At 62.7% G+C, this 20,097-nt stretch carries 22 protein-coding genes; 13 read left to right on the top strand and 9 right to left on the bottom strand.

Annotation, left to right across the window (positions count from 1 at the left end):
- Positions 1-24: 24 nt before the first annotated feature.
- From purM to FH041_RS00630, 4 genes are all read left to right on the top strand, one after another.
- Entirely contained in the window at positions 25-1,083 is a 1,059-nt protein-coding gene (gene purM, locus FH041_RS00645) for a phosphoribosylformylglycinamidine cyclo-ligase (protein WP_027913919.1), read from the top strand.
- Complete coding sequence (gene purN / locus FH041_RS00640; RefSeq protein WP_104926471.1) at positions 1,083-1,736, top strand: phosphoribosylglycinamide formyltransferase; 654 nt, start codon at positions 1,083-1,085, stop codon at positions 1,734-1,736. The genes purM and purN overlap by 1 nt, the downstream gene beginning before the upstream one ends.
- A gap of 8 nt (positions 1,737-1,744) precedes the next feature.
- Complete coding sequence (locus FH041_RS00635) at positions 1,745-2,455, top strand: DUF3108 domain-containing protein (protein ID WP_028686870.1); 711 nt, start codon at positions 1,745-1,747, stop codon at positions 2,453-2,455.
- Between the two features lie 215 nt (positions 2,456-2,670).
- On the top strand, positions 2,671-2,853 hold the full coding sequence (locus tag FH041_RS00630; protein WP_104926472.1) for a hypothetical protein: 183 nt from the start codon (positions 2,671-2,673) through the stop codon (positions 2,851-2,853).
- A gap of 122 nt (positions 2,854-2,975) precedes the next feature.
- Here FH041_RS00630 and FH041_RS00625 read toward each other — a convergent pair whose 3' ends face one another.
- The 5 genes from FH041_RS00625 to cysM form a co-directional block, all read right to left on the bottom strand.
- On the bottom strand, positions 2,976-3,515 hold the full coding sequence (locus FH041_RS00625) for a DUF2058 domain-containing protein (protein WP_023534063.1): 540 nt from the start codon (positions 3,513-3,515) through the stop codon (positions 2,976-2,978).
- Positions 3,516-3,541: 26 nt separating this feature from the next.
- The gene (gene mazG, locus FH041_RS00620; protein WP_027913916.1) at positions 3,542-4,375 is read right to left on the bottom strand and encodes a nucleoside triphosphate pyrophosphohydrolase; all 834 of its coding nucleotides are present in this window, start codon (positions 4,373-4,375) and stop codon (positions 3,542-3,544) included.
- 85 nt (positions 4,376-4,460) lie between these two features.
- Positions 4,461-6,701: a GTP diphosphokinase gene (gene relA, locus FH041_RS00615; RefSeq protein WP_027913915.1), complete on the bottom strand. Its 2,241-nt coding sequence runs from the start codon at positions 6,699-6,701 to the stop codon at positions 4,461-4,463.
- Between the two features lie 96 nt (positions 6,702-6,797).
- The gene (gene rlmD / locus FH041_RS00610; RefSeq protein WP_059183700.1) at positions 6,798-8,156 is read right to left on the bottom strand and encodes a 23S rRNA (uracil(1939)-C(5))-methyltransferase RlmD; all 1,359 of its coding nucleotides are present in this window, start codon (positions 8,154-8,156) and stop codon (positions 6,798-6,800) included.
- Positions 8,157-9,056, bottom strand: a complete 900-nt coding sequence (gene cysM / locus FH041_RS00605; RefSeq protein WP_027913913.1) for a cysteine synthase CysM — start codon at positions 9,054-9,056, stop codon at positions 8,157-8,159.
- A gap of 270 nt (positions 9,057-9,326) precedes the next feature.
- Here cysM and FH041_RS00600 point away from each other — a divergent pair, with 270 nt between their 5' ends.
- From FH041_RS00600 to FH041_RS00585, 4 genes are read left to right on the top strand one after another with little or no spacing between them, the layout of a single operon-like run.
- Complete coding sequence (locus tag FH041_RS00600; RefSeq protein ID WP_059183699.1) at positions 9,327-12,083, top strand: response regulator; 2,757 nt, start codon at positions 9,327-9,329, stop codon at positions 12,081-12,083.
- Between the two features lie 48 nt (positions 12,084-12,131).
- On the top strand, positions 12,132-13,121 hold the full coding sequence (locus tag FH041_RS00595) for a 2-hydroxyacid dehydrogenase (protein WP_059183698.1): 990 nt from the start codon (positions 12,132-12,134) through the stop codon (positions 13,119-13,121).
- A gap of 31 nt (positions 13,122-13,152) precedes the next feature.
- The gene (locus FH041_RS00590; RefSeq protein WP_059183697.1) at positions 13,153-13,590 is read left to right on the top strand and encodes a hypothetical protein; all 438 of its coding nucleotides are present in this window, start codon (positions 13,153-13,155) and stop codon (positions 13,588-13,590) included.
- Positions 13,587-13,991 carry an META domain-containing protein gene (locus tag FH041_RS00585; RefSeq protein ID WP_028686873.1) on the top strand — a complete coding sequence of 135 codons (405 nt, stop codon included), beginning with the start codon at positions 13,587-13,589 and terminating at the stop codon, positions 13,989-13,991. The genes FH041_RS00590 and FH041_RS00585 overlap by 4 nt, the downstream gene beginning before the upstream one ends.
- A gap of 74 nt (positions 13,992-14,065) precedes the next feature.
- Here FH041_RS00585 and FH041_RS00580 read toward each other — a convergent pair whose 3' ends face one another.
- Entirely contained in the window at positions 14,066-14,530 is a 465-nt protein-coding gene (locus FH041_RS00580) for a TlpA disulfide reductase family protein (RefSeq protein WP_027913908.1), read from the bottom strand.
- Positions 14,531-14,615: 85 nt separating this feature from the next.
- Between FH041_RS00580 and arsC the strand changes: the two genes are divergently transcribed.
- The 3 genes from arsC to FH041_RS00565 are packed head-to-tail and all read left to right on the top strand — an operon-like array spanning position 14,616 to position 15,977.
- Positions 14,616-14,969 (top strand): arsenate reductase (glutaredoxin), encoded by a 354-nt coding sequence (arsC, locus tag FH041_RS00575; protein ID WP_027913907.1) that lies wholly within the window; start codon positions 14,616-14,618, stop codon positions 14,967-14,969.
- The gene (gene wrbA / locus FH041_RS00570; RefSeq protein ID WP_059183696.1) at positions 14,966-15,571 is read left to right on the top strand and encodes an NAD(P)H:quinone oxidoreductase; all 606 of its coding nucleotides are present in this window, start codon (positions 14,966-14,968) and stop codon (positions 15,569-15,571) included. Before arsC ends, wrbA begins: the two co-directional genes overlap by 4 nt.
- Positions 15,564-15,977, top strand: a complete 414-nt coding sequence (locus FH041_RS00565) for a DUF2069 domain-containing protein (RefSeq protein ID WP_027913905.1) — start codon at positions 15,564-15,566, stop codon at positions 15,975-15,977. The genes wrbA and FH041_RS00565 overlap by 8 nt, the downstream gene beginning before the upstream one ends.
- 24 nt (positions 15,978-16,001) lie before the next feature.
- Here the strand turns inward: FH041_RS00565 and FH041_RS00560 are convergent, their stop codons facing one another.
- Positions 16,002-16,673: a DNA-3-methyladenine glycosylase I gene (locus tag FH041_RS00560; RefSeq protein ID WP_027913904.1), complete on the bottom strand. Its 672-nt coding sequence runs from the start codon at positions 16,671-16,673 to the stop codon at positions 16,002-16,004.
- Between the two features lie 3 nt (positions 16,674-16,676).
- A complete protein-coding gene (gene ttcA / locus FH041_RS00555; RefSeq protein ID WP_023534071.1) occupies positions 16,677-17,501 on the bottom strand; it encodes a tRNA 2-thiocytidine(32) synthetase TtcA in 825 nt (274 codons plus the stop codon).
- A gap of 180 nt (positions 17,502-17,681) precedes the next feature.
- Here ttcA and FH041_RS00550 point away from each other — a divergent pair, with 180 nt between their 5' ends.
- The gene (locus tag FH041_RS00550; protein WP_027913903.1) at positions 17,682-18,176 is read left to right on the top strand and encodes a SprT family zinc-dependent metalloprotease; all 495 of its coding nucleotides are present in this window, start codon (positions 17,682-17,684) and stop codon (positions 18,174-18,176) included.
- 79 nt (positions 18,177-18,255) lie between these two features.
- Here the strand turns inward: FH041_RS00550 and fpr are convergent, their stop codons facing one another.
- A complete protein-coding gene (fpr, locus tag FH041_RS00545; RefSeq protein ID WP_023534074.1) occupies positions 18,256-19,035 on the bottom strand; it encodes a ferredoxin-NADP reductase in 780 nt (259 codons plus the stop codon).
- Between the two features lie 121 nt (positions 19,036-19,156).
- Here fpr and FH041_RS00540 point away from each other — a divergent pair, with 121 nt between their 5' ends.
- Positions 19,157-20,083, top strand: a complete 927-nt coding sequence (locus FH041_RS00540; protein ID WP_049695540.1) for a LysR family transcriptional regulator — start codon at positions 19,157-19,159, stop codon at positions 20,081-20,083.
- Positions 20,084-20,097: the final 14 nt, after the last annotated feature.

The following is a 20,097-nucleotide window of genomic DNA, read 5'->3' as shown; positions in this document are numbered from 1 at the left end:
CCTCCCTCCTAAAGGCCTGGATCAATGAGCAAGCAACCCTCCCTGAGCTACAAGGACGCCGGTGTAGACATCGACGCCGGCGAAGCACTGGTCGAACGCATCAAGGGCGTGGCAAAACGCACCGCACGCCCTGAAGTCATGGGTGGCCTGGGCGGCTTTGGCGCCCTTTGCGAGATCCCGGCCGGCTACAAGCAGCCGGTGCTGGTCTCCGGCACCGACGGCGTGGGCACCAAGCTGCGCCTGGCGCTGAACCTGAACAAGCACGACAGCATCGGCCAGGACCTGGTCGCCATGTGCGTGAACGACCTGGTAGTTTGCGGCGCCGAACCGCTGTTCTTCCTGGATTACTACGCCACTGGCAAGCTGAACGTGGACGTGGCGGCTACCGTGGTCACCGGTATCGGCGCAGGTTGCGAACTGGCGGGCTGCTCGCTGGTTGGTGGCGAAACCGCCGAGATGCCGGGCATGTACGAAGGTGAGGACTACGACCTGGCGGGCTTCTGCGTAGGTGTAGTGGAAAAGGCCGAGATCATCGACGGCTCGCGCGTGGCCACCGGTGATGCGCTCATCGCTCTGCCATCCTCGGGCCCGCACTCCAACGGTTACTCGTTGATCCGCAAGATCCTCGAAGTCTCGGGCACCGACGTCGAAAGCACCCAGCTCGACGGCCAGCCACTGACCGACCTGCTGATGGCGCCAACGCGCATCTACGTCAAGCCGCTGCTGCAACTGATCAAGAACACTGGCGCAGTCAAGGCCATGGCCCACATCACCGGTGGCGGCCTGCTGGACAACATCCCGCGCGTATTGCCGGCCAATGCCCAGGCGGTCATCGACGTGGCCAGCTGGCAGCGCCCAGCCGTCTTCGATTTCCTGCAGGAAAAGGGCAACGTCGACGAGCATGAAATGCACCGCGTACTCAACTGCGGCGTGGGCATGGTGATCTGCGTAGGCCAGGACCAGGTCGAAACTGCCCTGAGCGAACTGCGCAACGCCGGCGAACAGCCTTGGGTCATCGGCCATATCACCGAGGCCGCAGAGGGCGCTGCTCAGGTCGAGTTGCAGAACCTCAAGGCACACTGATGCCGAGCAAGCCCTGTAATGTCGTGGTACTGCTGTCGGGTTCCGGCAGCAACCTGCAAGCGCTGATCGACAGCAGCGCCATCCCGGACAGCTCCGTGCGCATCGGCGCGGTCATCTCCAACCGCGCCGATGCCTACGGCCTGCAGCGCGCAGCCGCTGCCGGTATCGAAACCGCAGTACTCGACCATACCGAATTCGAAGGCCGCGAAGCCTTCGATGCGGCCCTGGTGGCGTGTATCGATGGGTTCGCCCCGGACCTGGTGGTGCTGGCGGGTTTCATGCGTATCCTCAGTGGCGGCTTCGTGCGCCACTACCAGGGTCGCCTGCTCAACATCCATCCTTCGCTGCTGCCTCGCTACAAAGGGTTGCACACCCATCGACGCGCCCTGGAAGCAGGGGATGCCGAGCATGGGTGCAGTGTCCATTTCGTCACCGAGGAACTCGATGGGGGCCCGTTGGTCGTACAGGCTGTCGTGCCGGTGGCACCCGATGACACGGTCCAAAGCCTGGCTCAGCGGGTTCACGCACAGGAACACGTCATCTACCCAATGGCTGTTCACTGGTTCGCCAACGGCCGCTTGCGTCTTGGCGAACAAGGTGCATTACTGGATGGCCAGCCCCTGTCGGCCAGCGGTCATTTGATTCGATCCTAGGAGATACTATGCGTCGCGCCCTGCTCTTGGCTCTTGCCGTGCTTGCCCTGCCCCTCCAGGCAGCAGACCTGAAGCCGTTCTCGGCCAGCTACACCGCCGACTGGAAGCAACTGCCCATGAGCGGCACCGCCGAACGTAGCCTGGTCAAGAATGCCGATGGTACTTGGGACCTGAACTTCAAGGCGTCAATGATGATCGCCAGCCTGACCGAGCAAAGCTCGTTGCGCCTGGAAAACGATACCTTGCTGCCGCAGCGTTACCACTTCGAGCGCGGCGGTCTTGGCAAGGCCAAGAAGGTCGACTTGAACTTCGATTGGGCTGCCAAGAAAGTGACCGGCAGCGACCGTGGCGATGCCATCACCCTGCCGCTCAACCGTGGGGTGCTCGACAAGTCGTCCTATCAACTGGCGCTGCAGCACGATGTCGCCGCAGGCAAGAAGAGCATGACTTATCAGGTGGTCGATGGTGACGAGATCGATACCTATGACTTCCGCGTGCTGGGCACCGAAAAAGTCACCACCAAGACCGGCCAGGTGGATGCCGTCAAGGTCGAACGTGTGCGTGATCCAAGCCAGAGCAAGCGCATCACCGAGCTATGGTTTGCCAAGAACTGGGACTACCTGCTGGTGCAATTGCGCCAAGTGGAAACCGATGGCAAGGAATACGTGATCGTCCTGCAGGACGGCACGGTCGATGGCAAGTCGGTCAAAGGTAACTAACGTTCGAGGTTGTCGGCGTTTAGCCGTAATCAACGCAAAGCCCCGCCCTGTGCGGGGCTTTTCTTTGGCCGGGCATAAGGCAGTCGCGCCAGGGCATGCCATGGCTACATGAAACTTGTTTCATGACCGTTTTATTTACTTAGGCTGCTAACAAACTCTATAAATAAGGCGTGCGACAGACTGTCGCACCCAACCCGAAAAAGTGGAGTTTAACGATGACAGTTCAAGTGACCGAACGCGACGAATCGAAAATGTCCCACGAAGGCCTGGCCGCAGGCGTGCGGATCTGGGATGTGCACCAGCAGGGCCAGTTGGTCGGGATGTTCCACAACGAGCACGAGGCGCAACAGTACCGTGTCGAACTGGAAGACCTGGAAAAGCAGCGCACGCCGCAGTGACAGCGATCTTCAGAAAAACCATGACGTGAATAGTCGTCGTGGTGCCAGGGGCCGCCTCGCGGCCCAGCGCACACAATGCGGCCCTGCCTAACCGATTCACGATCAGACAGGGCCTTGCAGCGTTACCACATCAGATCGTCAGGGATCTTGTACGCCGCATACGGATCGTCGTCATCGGCTTCCTCGACATGGGTATTGAGCAGTAATACCCGGCCCGGGTCGCGTTCCTGAATCTTGACGGCAGCCTCGCGGGGAATGACCTCATAGCCGCCCCCGTAGGACACCACCGCCAGCGCACCATTGCTCAACTTGCTGCGCATCAGGGCGTTGACCGCGATACGTTTGACCTTTTTGTCGTCGACGAAGTTGTAGTAATCCTCGGTCGTGAGCTTGGGCAGGCGGGTCGCTTCGATCAGTTGCTTGATCTGCGCGGCGCGTGCCTTCTTTTCGGCTTTTTCCTGCTGTTCACGGTTGAGCGCCTGATCACGCTTGGCCTTTTCAGCCATGGCTTCCTTGGCCAGCCGCTGCTGGGTATCGTCCACGTCGACCTGGCCTTTGTGCTCCAGGCGCTTCTGTTTCTTTTCAGCCTTGTTGGCCTGAGAAACCTGTTTCTGGTTGACCAGCCCGGCTTTGAGCAATTGGTCGCGAAGGGAAAGGCTCATGAATGTTCACTCACTTATGCAACAGCTCAGCCGCAGCTGGGCAGGTTCTTTTCCTGACGCTTGGCTTCACCCCAAAGGGTGTCCAGCGCATCAAGGTTACAATCTTCAATGGCAGTGCCGCTGTCACGCAACGCCTGCTCGATAAAGCGAAAACGTCGCTCGAACTTGCGATTGGCTCGGCGCAAGGCGTTTTCAGGGTCATGTTTCAAGTGACGCGCCAGGTTGACCACCGCGAACAGCAAATCGCCTACTTCGTCTTCCAGCGCATCGTTGTCCCCGTCGGCCATGGCCTGCAACACTTCGCCGAGTTCCTCACGCACCTTGTCCACAACCGGCAAGGCCTCGGGCCAGTCGAAACCGACGGTGGCCGCACGTTTTTGCAGTTTGGCCGCCCGGGACAAGGCAGGCAATGCCGTCGGCACATCGTCGAGCAACGACAGCTGCTCTGGTCGGCTTTTTTGCGCCCGCTCCTGCGCCTTGATTTCTTCCCAGCGTGACTTGACCTGCGCATCGCTCAGGCTGGGCGTCTCCAGCGGCGCATACAGGTCCCCGGTCGGAAAGACATGCGGGTGGCGACGAATAAGCTTGCGGGTGATGCCATCCACCACGCCGTCGAACGCGAAACGGCCCTCCTCCCGAGCAAGCTGGCTGTAGTAGACCACCTGGAACAGCAGATCACCCAACTCGCCTTGCAAGTCCTCGAAATCGCCGCGTTCGATGGTGTCCGCCACCTCGTAAGCTTCTTCGAGGGTGTGCGGGACGATGCTGGCATAGTCCTGCTTCAGGTCCCAGGGGCAGCCGTAGTGCGGGTCGCGCAAGCGAGCCATGAGGTGAAGCAGGTCCTGGAGGGTGTAGGTCATTCAGGCAAGTCCTTGACGGTCGGGCTTGGCGGGCAAACCGGCCCCACAGGTGAGGCGGTCTACCCGCAAATCGTGCACACGTGGTTCAGGGCGTACGATTACGCCGTGTCTCGATGATGTTCGGCAACTGCGAGATACGCCCCAGCAAGCGCCCAAGGGCGTCCAAACCGGGAATCTCGATGGTCAGCGACATCAGCGCCGTGTTGTCTTCCTTGTTCGAGCGGGTGTTGACCGCCAGCACGTTGATCTTCTCGTTGAGCAGCACCTGGGAGACATCGCGCAGCAAACCGGGGCGGTCATAGGCACGGATGACGATATCGACCGGATAGGTCTGTACCGGTATCGGCCCCCAGCTGACCTGGATCATGCGCTCTGGCTCTTTGCCGGCCAGCTGCAACACCGAGGCGCAATCCTGGCGGTGGATGCTCACCCCGCGCCCCTGAGTGATGTAGCCGACGATGGCATCGCCAGGCAAGGGCTGGCAGCAACCGGCCATCTGCGTCAGCAGGTTGCCCACGCCCTGGATCTGGATGTCGCCACGCTTACCCCCACGCGGCCCACTGGGCTTGCGCGGCACCAGTTCGATCTGCTCGATGCGCTCAGGCTCCAGCAGCTGTTGCGCCGCGTTGACCAGGTGCGCCAGGCGCAGGTCCCCAGCCCCCAGGGACGCAAACATGTCCTCGGCCGTCTTGACGTTGGTCTTCTCGGCCAGGCGCTCGAAGTCGACCTGCGGCAGGCCCAACCGGCTGAGCTCGCGTTCGAGCAGCGTCTTGCCGGCGGCAACGTTCTGGTCGCGCGCCTGCAGCTTGAACCAGTGCACGATCTTGGCCCGCGCGCGCGAGGTGGTGACATAGCCCAGGTTCGAGTTCAGCCAGTCACGGCTCGGGTTGCCATGCTTGCTGGTGATGATTTCGACCTGCTCGCCAGTCTGCAGGCTGTAGTTGAGCGGCACGATGCGCCCGTTGATCTTGGCACCCCGGCAGTTGTGGCCGATCTCGGTGTGTACCCGGTAGGCGAAGTCCAGGGGCGTCGCCCCTTTTGGCAGGTCGATGGCGTGACCGTCCGGGGTGAATACGTACACCCGGTCGGGCTCGATGTCGACCCGCAGTTGCTCGGCCAGCCCCCCGATGTCGCCCAGTTCTTCATGCCACTCCAGTACCTGGCGCAGCCAGGAAATCTTTTCTTCGTAGTGGTTTGAGCTGGGCTTGACGTCGGTGCCCTTGTATCGCCAGTGGGCACAGACGCCAAGCTCCGCTTCCTCGTGCATGCCGTGGGTGCGGATCTGCACTTCCAGCACCTTGCCTTCCGGGCCGATCACAGCCGTGTGCAGGGAGCGGTAGCCGTTTTCCTTGGGGTTGGCGATGTAGTCGTCGAATTCCTTGGGGATGTGACGCCACAAGGTGTGCACGATACCCAGGGCGGTGTAGCAGTCGCGTATCTCGGGGACCAGAACCCGCACGGCGCGCACGTCGTAGATCTGGCTGAATTCCAGGCCCTTGCGCTGCATCTTGCGCCAGATCGAGTAGATGTGCTTGGCGCGGCCACTGATGTCCGCCTTCACCCCGGTGGCCAGCAGTTCGTTCTGCAACTGGTTCATGACATCGCTGATGAAGCGTTCACGGTCCAGGCGGCGCTCGTGCAACAGCTTGGCGATCTGCTTGTACTGCTCGGGCTCGAGGTAGCGGAACGACAGGTCTTCCAGTTCCCACTTGATATGCCCGATACCCAGACGGTGGGCCAGGGGGGCGTAGATGTCGAACACTTCCCGCGCCACCCGCAGGCGCTTCTCGTCGTCAGCGGACTTGACCGCCCGAATGGCACAGGTGCGTTCGGCCAGCTTGATCAACGCCACGCGAACGTCGTCGACCATCGCCACCAGCATCTTGCGCAGGTTCTCGACCTGCGCCTGGGAGCCGAGCACCAGCGACTGGCGGGGGCTGAGGCTGGCACTGATCGCAGCCATGCGCAGCACGCCATCGATCAGCTTGGACACGACCGGCCCGAAGCGCTGGCTGACTTCGGCCAGGGTGACCTTGCCTTCTCGCACAGCGCGGTAGATGACCGCCGCTACCAGGGAGTCCTGGTCAAGCTTGAGGTCCGCGAGGATCTCGGCGATCTCAAGCCCTGCCTGATAGCTCGACGTACCATCGGCCCAGGAATGCTTGGCCGGGTTGCCCTTCTTCTCGACTTCCTGGGCAAACTCGCAGGCCTCTTTGAGCGCTGCGCGGTCGAGCGCCGAATCGACGCTGACCACATGGTCCAACCACGCTTCGAGATTGATACTGCCGTCGGTATTGACCGGCTGGTGCACTCTCACCTGTACCATCTTTGTTTTACCTTTCCATACAGCGCACCCTGCGGGTGCACTGGCAATCACCGCACGGCTGCCATTCCCTGGAAGCCGCACCAAGGGGCCAGCTGGCTAGCCCACTTCGAATAACGCCATGGCTTCGACATGCGCCGTTTGAGGAAACATGTCGAGAATCCCGGCCCTTGTTAACCGGTACCCCTGCCCGACCAGCACTTGGGCGTCTCGCGCCAGCGTGGCCGGGTTGCACGATACATAGACCAGCCGCTTGGCCCCAAGACGGGCGATGCCTTGCACCACCTCCCATGCACCGTCGCGCGGTGGGTCCAAGAGTACCGCAGAAAAGCCCTCGGCGGCCCATTCCATGCCCGTCAACGGCTGCGATAAATCGGCCTGAAAAAACTGCGCGTTATGCACATCGTTGCCGCGGGCGTTGGCCGCCGCGCGATCGACCATGGCCTGCACGCCCTCTACCGCCACCACCTCACGAGCGTGCCGTGCCAGCGGCAAGGCAAAATTGCCCAGGCCGCAGAACAAGTCCAGTACCCGCTCTCCGGGCTGCGGAGCGAGCCAGGCCAGGGCCTGCTCGATCATGGCGGTATTGACCTGGGCATTGACCTGCACGAAGTCGCCGGGGCGCCAGTCCAGCTGCAGCTGCCAAGGCGCCAGGACGAAACCCAACCGCCCAGTGGCATCCACCGGCTGCGGCTCGCCTTCACCCTGCAACCACAGCTGCGCGTTGGCCTCGGCGCAGAACGCCTGCAAGCGCGCTACATCGTCGGGCGGCAACGGCGCGACATGACGCACCAGCACCGCCTCGGCCGTCCCGCTGAACAGTTCCACATGGCCCAGGGCCTGGGGCTTGACCAACGAGCGCAGCACCGTAGGCAAGTGACGCAGGATCGACTGCAAGGGCTGTACCAGCACCAGGCAATCATCGATGGCAACGATGTCCTGACTGGCCTGCGCCCTGAAGCCGACGGCCAACTGGCGGGTCTTGGGGTCCCAGCGCACGGCCACACGGGCGCGACGACGGTAGCCGAAAGCGGCCCCGGTCAAGGGCGCGGCCCACTGCTCGGGCTGCACACCGGCCACCCGTTGCAGTTGCTCGGCCAGGGTGCGCTGTTTGAGCGCTAGCTGGGCCTCGTGGGGCAGGTGCTGAAGGTTGCACCCCCCGCACTGGCCGTAGTACTTGCACGGGGCTTCGCGGCGCTCGGGACTGGCCTGGAGCACCCGCTCCAGCCGCGCCTCGACCACTTTGCCACGGGCATTGAGCACCCTCGACTCGACCTCCTCGCCTGCCAGGGCGCCGGTGACGAACCAGGTGCGCCCTTCATGGAAGGCAATACCGCGACCGTCCCCTGACAGGCGCTCGACGACCAGGCGTTGCTTCTTGCCCACGGGAACCTGGGGACTACGATTGCCACCGGCTGGCTGAAAGCGCAGGCCGCTGTTGGTTTTCTTCTTGGACATTTAGCTCGGATCGAACAGGCCAGTGGACAGGTAGCGGTCGCCGCGGTCGCAGATGATGGCCACCAACGTGGCATTTTCCACCTCCCGGGACAGGCGCAGCATGGCGGCGACTGCACCACCGGAAGACACGCCGCAGAAAATGCCCTCTTCACGAGCAAGCCTGCGCATGGTCTGCTCGGCCTCGTCCTGGGACATGTCGACGATGCGATCGACCCGGGCTGCGTCGAAGATTTTTGGCAGGTATTCCTGGGGCCAGCGGCGAATACCCGGAATGGCCGCGCCTTCCATCGGCTGCAAGCCGACGATCTGCACCGCAGGGTTCTGCTCCTTGAGGTACTGCGAGCACCCCATGATGGTCCCGGTAGTGCCCATCGAACTGATGAAGTGGGTAACGCGTCCCTGGGTCTGCTGCCAGATTTCCGGGCCGGTACTGGTGTAGTGCGCAATCGGGTTGTCACCGTTGGCGAACTGGTCGAGCACCACGCCACGGCCATCGGCTTCCAGCTGCTGGGCCAGGTCGCGGGCCCCTTCCATGCCCTCTTCCTTGGTCACCAGGATCAGCTCGGCGCCGTAGGCTGCCATCGCCGCCTTGCGTTCGGCCGTGGAGTTGTCGGGCATGATCAGGATCATCTTGTAACCCTTGATTGCCGCCGCCATGGCCAAGGCGATGCCGGTGTTGCCGGAGGTGGCTTCGATCAGCGTATCGCCGGGTTTGATCTGACCGCGCGATTCTGCACGGGCGATCATCGACAGCGCGGGGCGATCCTTGACCGAGCCGGCAGGATTGTTGCCCTCGAGCTTGAGCAGCAAGGTATTGCTGGTCTGGCCAGCCAGGCGCTGCAGGCGAACCAGGGGCGTATTGCCGACGCAATCGGCGATGGTTGGATACTGCAAGGTCATGGTGTCTTTCACAATCCGGACGGCAGGGGCGACCATCATACCGGCAAACCCTGCTTCGCCATATCACGCAATCTGAGGTGCATATAGCTGCAAGCTATAAAGCCTGTGCAATGCCTTGCCCACGCACTGCGCAGGCCCTGTAGACCCATGCCAATGCGCAGGCTGCCCATGCGCACGGAGTTAACTCGTGCAATGGCTGGCGAGGCGGAGTAACGTCCCCGCTTGGCCGCCTTGCAAGGCGGCATCCAGGCACATTGACAGGAGGCGAGTGTGCTCGACCGTTTGGGAATTCGCAGCCGTGTGCTGTTGCTGGCGCTGCTGCCAGCCGGATTGATGGCCTTGGTACTGGGCAGCTATTTCACCTGGCTGCAACAGAGCGACCTGCGCAAGCAATTGCTGCAACGGGGCAAGATGCTGGCCGAGCAGCTGGCGCCGCTGGCAGCCCCGGCCATGGCCCGCAAGGCGCCTGCACAACTGGAGCGCATTGCCGCGCAGACCCTCGAACAGGCCGACGTACGCGCCGTCGCCTTCCTGACACCGGACCGTAGTCGGCTGGCCCATGCCGGCCCGAGCATGCTCAACCAACCGCCCAGCGGCGGCAGCGGCACCCAGTTGCTACAACGCAGTGGCAACGATGCCACTCGCTACCTGATGCCGGTGTTCGGCCACCACCGCGACCTGGCCACCGACGCCGTGCCTGCCGAAGCCGAACGCTTGCTGGGCTGGGTGGAAATCGAACTGTCCCATGACGGCACCTTGCTGCGCGGCTACCGCAACCTCTTCACCACGCTGCTCCTGATCCTGGCCTGTTTGGTGGTCAGCGGGCTGCTGGCCCTGCGCATGAGCCGTGCCATCAACACCCCGATCGAGCGCATCAAGCATGCCGTCAACCAGCTCAAGGACGGCCACCTGGAGGAACGCCTGCCGGCCATGGGCAGTCACGAGCTGGACGAACTGGCCCACGGCATCAACCGCATGGCCGAGACCCTGCACAGTGCCCACGAAGAGCTGCAGCACAGCATCGACCAGGCCACCGAAGACGTCCGGCAAAACCTTGAAACCATCGAGATCCAGAACATCGAGCTGGACATGGCCCGCAAGGAGGCCCTGGAAGCCAGTCGGATCAAGTCGGAATTTCTGGCCAACATGAGCCATGAAATCCGCACGCCGCTCAACGGCATTCTGGGCTTTACCCACCTGCTGCAGAAAAGCGAGCTGATGCCACGCCAGGTGGACTACCTGAACACCATCGAGAAGTCAGCTGACAACTTGCTCGGGATCATCAACGAGATTCTCGATTTCTCCAAGATCGAGGCGGGCAAGCTGGTGCTCGACAGCATCCCCTTCAACCTGCGCGACCTGATCCAGGACACCTTGACCATCCTGGCGCCGGCGGCCCATGCCAAGCAGCTTGAGCTGCTGTGCCTGATCTACCGCGATACGCCCTCCTCGCTGATCGGTGACCCGCTGCGGCTCAAGCAGATCCTCACCAACCTGGTCAGCAACGCGATCAAGTTCACCCGCGAAGGCACCATCGTCGTGCGTGCCATGCTCGAGGACGAGCACGAGGACAGCGCCCAGTTGCGCATCAGTGTCCAGGACACCGGCATCGGCCTGTCGCCTCAAGACGTACGTACGCTGTTCCAGGCCTTCAGCCAAGCTGACAACTCCCTGGCCCGCCAGCCAGGTGGCACTGGCCTGGGGCTGGTGATCTCCAAGCGCCTGATCGAGCAGATGGGTGGCGAGATCGGCGTCGACAGTACCCCTGGCGAGGGCTCGCAATTCTGGATCAGCTTGAACCTGCCCAAGGCGCACGACGATGCCGAGGAGCTCCCTTTGCAGCCCTTGCTCGGGCGTCGCGCCGCCATCGTCGATGGCCACGAACTGGCGCGACAGGCTCTGGAGCACCAATTGCAGGACTGCGGCCTGAGCGTCTGTGTCTTTACCTCCTACGAGCAACTGGTGCAGGCGGTGCAAGCTGCCAGCCAGGCGGGGCAGCCGTTCGACTTCGCCGTGCTGGGTGCCAACGTGGGCTCCCTGGCGCCCGAACAACTGGGCCAGTACTACCAGCACCTGGAGCGGCATCATTGCCAGTGCGTGGTGCTGTGCCCCACCACCGAACAGGCGCTCTATCACCCTTACCTGTCCAATGGCCACGGTCAGCTGTTGTCCAAGCCATCCTGCACACGCAAGCTGCGCCGCCTGCTGCTGGAAATGGTCCAGCCCCGCCGGTTGCAGGGCGAGGTCAGCGCCATGGCGGGCCAGCAGCGCCAGCCAAAGGTGCTGTGCGTGGATGACAATGCGGCCAATCTCTTGCTGGTGCAGACCTTGCTGGAAGACCTGGGCGCCCGGGTGACGGCTGTCGACAATGGTTACGCGGCGGTACAGGCCGTGCAGAGCGAACCGTTCGACCTGGTACTGATGGACGTGCAGATGCCTGGCATGGACGGACGCGCCTGTACCGAACAGATTCGCCTCTGGGAAAACACCCAGAGCGGCAACCCGTTGCCGATCGTTGCGCTGACCGCCCACGCAATGGCCAATGAAAAACGCGCCTTGCTCCATGGCGGCATGGACGACTACCTGACCAAGCCGATCAGCGAGCGGCAGCTGGCACAGGTGGTGATGAAGTGGACCGGCCTGAGCCTTGGCCCGTCGCCGCAGATGCCGTCGGGCCTGCCCACCGGGCCTGACGAGTTGAAGGTGCTTGACCATGACGAAGGCCTGCGCCTGGCGGCAGGCAAAGCCGATCTGGCCGCCGACATGCTGAGCATGCTGCTGGCCTCGCTGGAAGATGACCGCGCCGCCATTCTGGGTGCGCGTGAAGCGCATGACCGTCATACGCTCATCGAGCAGGTGCACCGGCTCAACGGCGCTTCTCGCTACTGCGGTGTACCTCAACTACGTGCCGCCTGCCAACGCAGCGAAACCCTGCTCAAACAGGACAGCCCCTTGGCTGGGGAGGCGCTCGATGAACTGGACAACGCGATCAGCCGGCTGGCAGCCGAGGCCAGGCTGAGTATTTGAAGGCACCCGCCCTTTCCACCGACCAGTGCCCATGCACAAGGAGCCACCATGCGCGCCCTGCTCTTCAGCAGTCAGCACTATGACCAGGAGAGTTTCACCCAGGCCGCCCTAGGCGGCGGCGTGGCACTGCACTTTCAGTCCGCCCGACTTACAGCCGATACCGCGCCGCTGGCCCAGGGCTTTGATGTGGTCTGCCCCTTCATCAACGACGAGCTCGACGCGACGGTGCTGCAATGCCTGGCGCGCGGTGGTACGCGCCTGGTGGCGTTGCGTTCGGCGGGGTACAACCATGTCGACCTGGCTGCGGCCAAGCGACTGGGGATAGACGTGGTGCGCGTGCCGGCCTACTCGCCCCAAGCCGTGGCCGAGCACGCCGTGGCGCTGATACTGGCGCTCAATCGGCGCTTGCATCGGGCCTACAACCGCACACGGGAAGGCGACTTCACCTTGCACGGCCTGACCGGTTTCGACTTGCATGGCAAGACCGTCGGGGTGGTCGGCACCGGCCAGATCGGCGCGGCCTTCGCGCGCATCATGGCTGGCTTCGGCTGCCAACTGCTGGCTTACGACCCCTGCCCCGACCCGCAGCTTGAGGCCTTGGGCGTGCGCTACATGAGTTTGCCAGCGTTGCTGGGCCAGGCACGCATCATCAGCCTGCACTGCCCGTTGACGCCAGGCACCCGGCACCTGATCGATGCGCAGAGCCTGGCGCACCTGCAACCTGGCGCCATGCTCATCAATACCGGGCGCGGGGCGCTGGTCGATACGCCGGCATTGCTCGATGCGCTCAAGAGCGGCCAGCTGGGCTACCTGGGCCTGGACGTCTACGAAGAAGAAGCCAAAGTGTTCTTCGAAGACCGTTCGGACCTGCCCCTGCAGGACGATGTGCTGGCGCGCCTGCTGACATTCCCCAATGTGATCGTGACTGCCCATCAAGCCTTCCTCACCCACGAGGCCTTGCAGGCCATTGCCCAGACGACCCTCGAGAACATTGCCTGCTGGGCGGCAGGCAGGGCGCAGAACCTGGTGACCGGTTAATGCTAGGATACGCGGCATTTAGGGAGGACCCATGGTCGAACACGATTTTCGTTACACCCTCTTCAACCCGCAGCACACGCTGATCGAATGCCGCGCCCTGGTGCCTGGTCGCTACCAGGTCACAGGCAACGGCGGCTCGATGCACAAGGGCGATACCCTGCTGGTCACCCTCAAGGGCAGCAAGGACTTGACCATGCGCCTGACCGTGGACAGCGTCCGGCACCTGATCAACCCGCTTGGACAGTGGGTTGCCGTGGCCAACGGGCCGGTCTTCCACGAACTGGAGATTCTGGCCTGGCAAGTGGCGTGCGACAGCTGCGATGCGGTACTGGATTTCGAATTTGCGGTCGATGCCAAGCTGGGCAAAGCAGCGCGTCAGCCTGCAGCCAACGCCCGCATCGCCGAACTGGGCTGGGCAAGCCAGGACGCCCGGCACCTCTGCCCCCGTTGCCAGGAGCCTGCACAATGAAACACCTGCTCACCAGCGCACTGATCGTCACCGGCCTGCTTGGCTGCGCGACAGCCCCTTCGGACCTGCAGCAAGACCGCAGCTACGTACTGGAGTGGATCGGGGAGCGCCCCCTGCTCGACGACAGCCACTTGAGCATGACCCTGGGCAGCGACGGGCGCGCCTACGGCAATGCAGGCTGCAATCACTGGTTCGCGGCCTACACCCTCGACGGCGGGCGCTTGAGTTTTGGCAGCGTCGGCAGCACCCGCAAGCTGTGTGCACCGGCCTTGATGGAACAGGAAAAACGCTTCCTGCAGGCCCTTGGCAAGGTGACGCGCTGGGACTTGGCGCCCGATCAGCAACTGCGCTTGTGGCCAACCGACGGCAAGCCGCTGCGCCTGTGGCCTGAAGAGGGCTGATCAGGCAGCCCGTTACCCATGGGGCCTGGCCTGGCGTGACAGGTCAGGCCCCGTTCGCACCGCCCGTGCCAGTGTCAGCCCTGTTTCAGAGCCTTGATTTTGGCCTTCAAGCCTTCGAGCGTCTGCTCACCGAGCAACTGCTCACGCACCTTGCCCTTGTCATCGATGATGTAGGTCACCGGCAGCGCTTCGCTGCGGGGCAGGTCGTAGCGCTCGGCGGGGTCCTGGGCCAGCACGGTGAAACCGATGCCCAGCGTGTCGGCCGCCTGCTTGAGGTCCGCGCCTTGCAGGCCATCGAAATTCACCCCCACCACCTTGATGCCGTCAGCGGCCCATTGCTTGGCAGCGGCATTGAGCTCGGGAATTTCGGTGCGGCAGGGCCCGCACCACTCCGCCCAGTAGTTGAGCACCAGCCAGTGCCCATCCAGGTGTTCGGCCTTTACCGTGTTGCCATGCTGGTCCACGCCATAATCGGCACCGCAGCCACCAAGCAACAGGCTCGCGGTGATGGCCATTACTGCTGCCAGACGCCTTGCCATGGGTCAATCCTTCTCGAGTTTTAGAGCAAATGGGACAGTCGCTGCGGTTAGAATACCGGTCACACCTTGCCGGATGCGACCCCACATGACTGACCTGACGCTCTATCATAACCCGCGCTGCTCCAAATCCCGCGGCGCGCTGGATCTGCTCGAGGCCCGCGGCCTGGCGCCTACCGTGGTGCGCTACCTGGAAACACCCCCCGATGTGGCCACGCTCAAGGCGCTGTTGGACAAGCTGGGCATGCCGCCCCGTCAACTGTTGCGTACGGGCGAGGACGACTACGCTCAACTGAACCTGGCCGACCCGACACTCAGCGACGCCCAGCTGATCGACGCCATGGCGACCCATCCCAAGCTGATCGAGCGGCCAATTCTGGTAGCCGGCGACAAGGCCGTGATCGGCCGCCCACCCGAAAAAATCCTGGAGATCCTGCCGTGAGCGAACCTTACATCCTGGTGCTTTACTACAGCCGCCATGGCTCGACCAGCGAGATGGCCCGGCACATCGCCCGTGGCATCGAGCTGGGCGGCATGGAAGCACGCCTGCGCACCGTACCGGCAGTGTCCAGCGAATGCGAGGCGGTCGCGCCCGACGTGCCGACCAGTGGCGCACCCTACGCCACCCTCGACGACCTGCGCCACTGCTCGGGGCTGGCCCTGGGCAGCCCTACCCGCTTCGGCAACATGGCCGCTGCGCTCAAATACTTTCTGGACGGTACCAGCCCCTTGTGGCTGGGCGGCGAGCTGGTGGGCAAGCCCGCCGGTGTGTTCACCTCCACCGCGAGCTTGCACGGTGGCCAGGAGAGCACCCTGCTGTCGATGATGCTGCCCTTGCTGCACCACGGCATGTTGGTACTGGGCCTGCCCTACAGCGAGTCAGCCCTGATCGAGACCCGTGGCGGCGGCACACCTTACGGGGCAAGCCACCACGCCGGCGCCGACGGCAAGCGTGACCTCGATGAGCACGAAATCGCCCTGTGCCGCGCCTTGGGGCAACGCCTGGCGACCACGGCCAAAGCTTTGGAGACCACGCGTGGCTAAGGCGCGAAAACCGCTGCCTGCGCAAGCATGGCTGGCACCCCGGGTGCGGGTGACGCGGGCGCTGAGCTTGGCCTTCGTGCTGGGGTTGATCGCGCTGCTGGTGGTTAACAACCTGTGGTTCGCCAACCTGCATGGCGCGCGGGTGAGCGTGATCCTGGCCATCGAACTGCTGCCACTGCTGCTGGTATTGCCAGGCATGTTAAGCGCCAGCGCCCGGGCTCATGCCTGGGCCTGTTTCGTGGTCAACATCTACTTCATCAAGGGGGTGGTGGCAGCGTTCGATCCTGCCCGGGCGCTGTCTGGCTGGCTTGAGCTGTTGCTCAGCCTGGGGCTGTTCACGGCTGCGCTGCTGTATGTGCGCTGGAAGTTCCAGTACCAAAGGCGCCTGGCCGGCGAAGGCAACTGATGGGGGCGGGCCCGCCCCGTCGGCTCAGTGATTGACGGTGTGGGCCAGCATCACCGACAGCTGGCACAACGGCCGGCCGCTTTGTTCTTGCCACTGGTTGAAGGCGTCCTGCACCAGGGCCAGGTCGCGCTGGCTGGTGGGCTTCTTATCGATGACCTTCTGAGCGATCAGCGCTGCCGACATATCGTCGGTAGGCACGAAGGTGTCCTTGCCGACCATGCGCAGGAAACGTGGCGCGGACAAACCGCCCAACTGGTTGCCGTGCTTGGTCAGGTATTTCCACAAACCCACGATATCGGTGACTGGCCAATCGGCGATGAAGTCGCCGAAGCTGCCCCACTGTTTTTCGATGTCCAGCACCATCTGGGCGTTGCGCGGCACGCTCTTGAGCTTGCCCAGGTGCCGGATGATGCGGGTGTCCTGCATCAGCCGCTCAAGGTGCTCGGCACTCATCAGCACGACCTTTTCCGGGTCGAAGCCGAAGAACACCTGCTCGAAGGCCGGCCACTTGGCGTCCACCAGGCTGTGCTTGAGCCCGGCGCGAAATACACGCAGGGCAAGGGTCGACAAGTAGCGATCAGCGCTGGTCGCCCTTAGCTGCTCCGGGCTACGGGGGTGCGGCAAGGCCGCCTCCAAGGCGCGGGCAGAGCCGAAGCGGTTCAGGCAGAACTCGTGCAACCACTGATAATCACGCATGAGTCAGATGTTCACCACGTCAAGAAAACGCGGGGTGGCGTTTTCATCGATCGTCAGGCTGGTGAAATCGAAGAGATTACGGTCGGCCAACTGCGACGGCGCAACATTCTGCAGGGCGCGGAAGATGCTTTCGGTACGACCTGGGTGCTTGCGCTCCCATTCGACCAGCATGTCCTTGACCACCTGACGCTGCAGGTTCTCCTGCGAGCCGCACAGGTTGCAGGGGATGATCGGGAACGCCTTCATGTCCGAGTACGCCTGGATATCTTTCTCGCTGCAATAGGCCAGCGGACGGATCACCACGTTACGGCCGTCGTCGGCACGCAGTTTTGGCGGCATGCCTTTGAGGGCACCGTTGAAGAACATGTTGAGGAAAAATGTTTCGACGATGTCGTCACGATGATGGCCTAGCGCCATCTTAGTGGCACCAATTTCATCGGCGAAGGTGTACAAGGTACCGCGGCGCAGGCGTGAGCAGAGCGAGCAGGTGGTCTTGCCTTCCGGGACCAGCTCCTTGACCACCGAGTAAGTGTCCTTCTCGACGATGTGGTACTCGACGCCCAGTTCCTTGAGGTAGGCCGGCAGCACGTGCTCGGGGAAGCCCGGCTGCTTCTGGTCCATGTTCACCGCCACGATCTGGAACGAGATCGGCGCCACCTTCTGCAGGTGCAACAGAACATCGAGCATGGTGTAGCTGTCCTTGCCGCCGGACAGGCAGACCATGACCTTGTCGCCATCCTCGATCATGTTGTAGTCGGTGATGGCTTCGCCGGCGAGACGACGCAGACGTTTTTGCAATTTGTTCTGGTTGACCGAAAGGGTGCCCATAGCGCTTGAATCCGCGAGGTGTGACAAAAGCCGGCTATTTTACGCACAATTCCAGCTGGGCTGTAGGCATTCCGACAAAGACTTCAGGGCGATCACGCTCGAATAACCCGCCGTGTGACCAATGGCTGGGTGAGCGCACTGCCGCTGCGGCATAATGGTCGCCAGAGGATTCATTGCCCCATGCCCGAACTGCTCATCCAACGCGTTGAAACCTGCTATCAGCAAGCTGAACGGTTTTTCGATCGCGCCTTCCCCCGCCCGCAGATCAGTTTCAAGCTGCGCGGGCAAAAAGCCGGGGTCGCTCACCTGCACGAAAACAAGCTGCGTTTCAACCTGCAGCTCTACCGCGAGAACCACGAAGACTTCCTGCGCCAGACCGTGGCGCACGAGGTCGCCCACTTGGTCGCACACCAGGTCTTCGGCGAAGGTATCCAGGCCCACGGGCAGGAGTGGCAGTTGATCATGCGCGGCGTCTACGAACTACCGCCCGCGCGCTGTCACAACTACGCCGTCAAGCGCCGCGTGGTGACCCGCTACCTCTACCGCTGCCCCTGCCCGCAAAGCGAGTTTGCGTTCACGGCGCAGCGGCACGCGCTGGTAGGGCAAGGCCGTCGGTACCTGTGCAAACGTTGCAGGCAGCTGCTGGTCTACAGCGGCCAGACGCGGGTCGAATAGCGGCCTGAGTGATGAAGCAGGCAAAAAAACGGTCCGTTGACGCGGGGTCAACGGACCGTCTGGTCATGCTGAGCGCGCCTTACTTCTCGACGAACGCTCGCTCGATCAGGTAATCGCCCGGCTCGCGCATGCGTGGGGAGATTTTCAGGCCGAAGCTGTCCAGCACTTCGCTGGTCTCATCGAGCATGCTCGGGCTGCCGCAAATCATCGCGCGGTCATCCTGCGGGTTGATCGGCGGCAGGCCGATGTCGCTGAACAACTTGCCGCTGCGCATCAGGTCGGTCAGACGGCCCTGATTCTCGAAAGGCTCGCGGGTAACGGTCGGGTAATAGATCAGCTTTTCGCGTACAGCATCGCCGAAGAATTCGTTCTGCGGCAAGTGCTCGGTGATGAACTCACGGTAGGCCACTTCGTTCACGTAGCGCACGCCGTGGACCAGGATCACCTTCTCGAAACGCTCGTAGGTTTCAGGGTCCTGGATCACGCTCATGAACGGCGCCAGGCCAGTGCCGGTGCTGAGCAGGTACAAGTGCTTGCCAGGGTTGAGGTCGTCGAGCACCAGCGTACCGGTAGGCTTCTTGCTGATGATGATCTCATCGCCTTCCTTCAGGTGCTGCAGCTGCGAGGTCAGCGGGCCGTCGGGCACCTTGATGCTGAAGAACTCCAGGTGCTCCTCCCAGTTCGGCGAGGCGATGGAGTAGGCGCGCATGAGCGGACGGCCGGAGTCCTGCTGCAGGCCGATCATCACGAACTGACCGTTCTCGAAGCGCAGCCCCGGATCACGGGTGCACTTGAAGCTGAACAGCGTGTCGTTCCAGTGGTGCACACTGAGGACACGTTCGTGGTTCATGTTGCTCATCTAATGGGGCTCCTGAAAAAAGTCGCAGCGCGCACGAGGCGCAGAGTTGCGCGATAGTTTAGGGGCAGCGACAATATCTGTTAACTGGATTATCAAGATATGTGTTATCGGTTATATCGATATGCGATTCACACTACGTCAACTGCAGGTCTTCGTGGCCGTCGCCCAGCACCAGAGCGTTTCACGCGCTGCCAGCGTGCTCGCGCTGTCGCAGTCGGCTGCCAGCACCTCCATCACCGAGCTTGAGCGCCAGAGCAGTTGCCAGCTGTTCGACCGCGCGGGCAAGCGCCTGAGCCTCAATGCCTTGGGTCACCAGTTGCTGCCACAAGCTGTGGCGTTACTGGACCAGGCCAAGGAGATCGAGGACCTGCTCAACGGCAAGTCAGGCTTCGGCTCCCTCGCCGTGGGCGCTACGCTCACCATTGGCAACTATTTGGCAACCCTGCTGATCGGCAGCTTCATGCAGCGACACCCCGAAAGCCAGGTGAAGCTGCACGTACAAAATACCGTGCATATCGTGCAGCAAGTTGCCCACCACGAAATTGACCTGGGTCTGATCGAAGGTGATTGCAATCATCCGGACCTTGAGGTGCAGCCTTGGGTGGCGGATGAACTGGTGGTGTTCTGCGCCCCTCAACATCCATTGGCCAGGCAGGGCCGCGCCGACATCGCCACGCTGGCCCGTGAGGCCTGGATCCTGCGCGAGCAAGGCTCGGGCACGCGCCTGACGTTCGACCAGGCCATGCGGCACCACCGCGCACAGCTGGACATCCGCCTGGAACTGGAGCACACCGAGGCCATCAAGCGCGCCGTGGAATCGGGCCTGGGCATCGGATGCATTTCACGCCTCGCCTTGCGCGATGCCTTTCGCCGAGGCAGCCTGGTGGCAGTGGAAACACCCGAGCTGGACTTGATGCGCCAGTTCTACTTCATCTGGCACAAGCAGAAATACCAGACCTCGGCGATGCGCGAGTTTCTGGAACTCTGTCGCCACTTCACAGCTGGCGTCACGCGCAGCGACGAGATCGTGCTGCCGCCCATCGCCTGAGCCGTCCAGGCGCT

It is taken from the genome of Pseudomonas sp. SWI7 (assembly GCF_006351945.1).
GTDB lineage: Bacteria > Pseudomonadota > Gammaproteobacteria > Pseudomonadales > Pseudomonadaceae > Aquipseudomonas > Aquipseudomonas fulva.
This window is presented reverse-complemented; position numbering and strand designations above follow the sequence as displayed.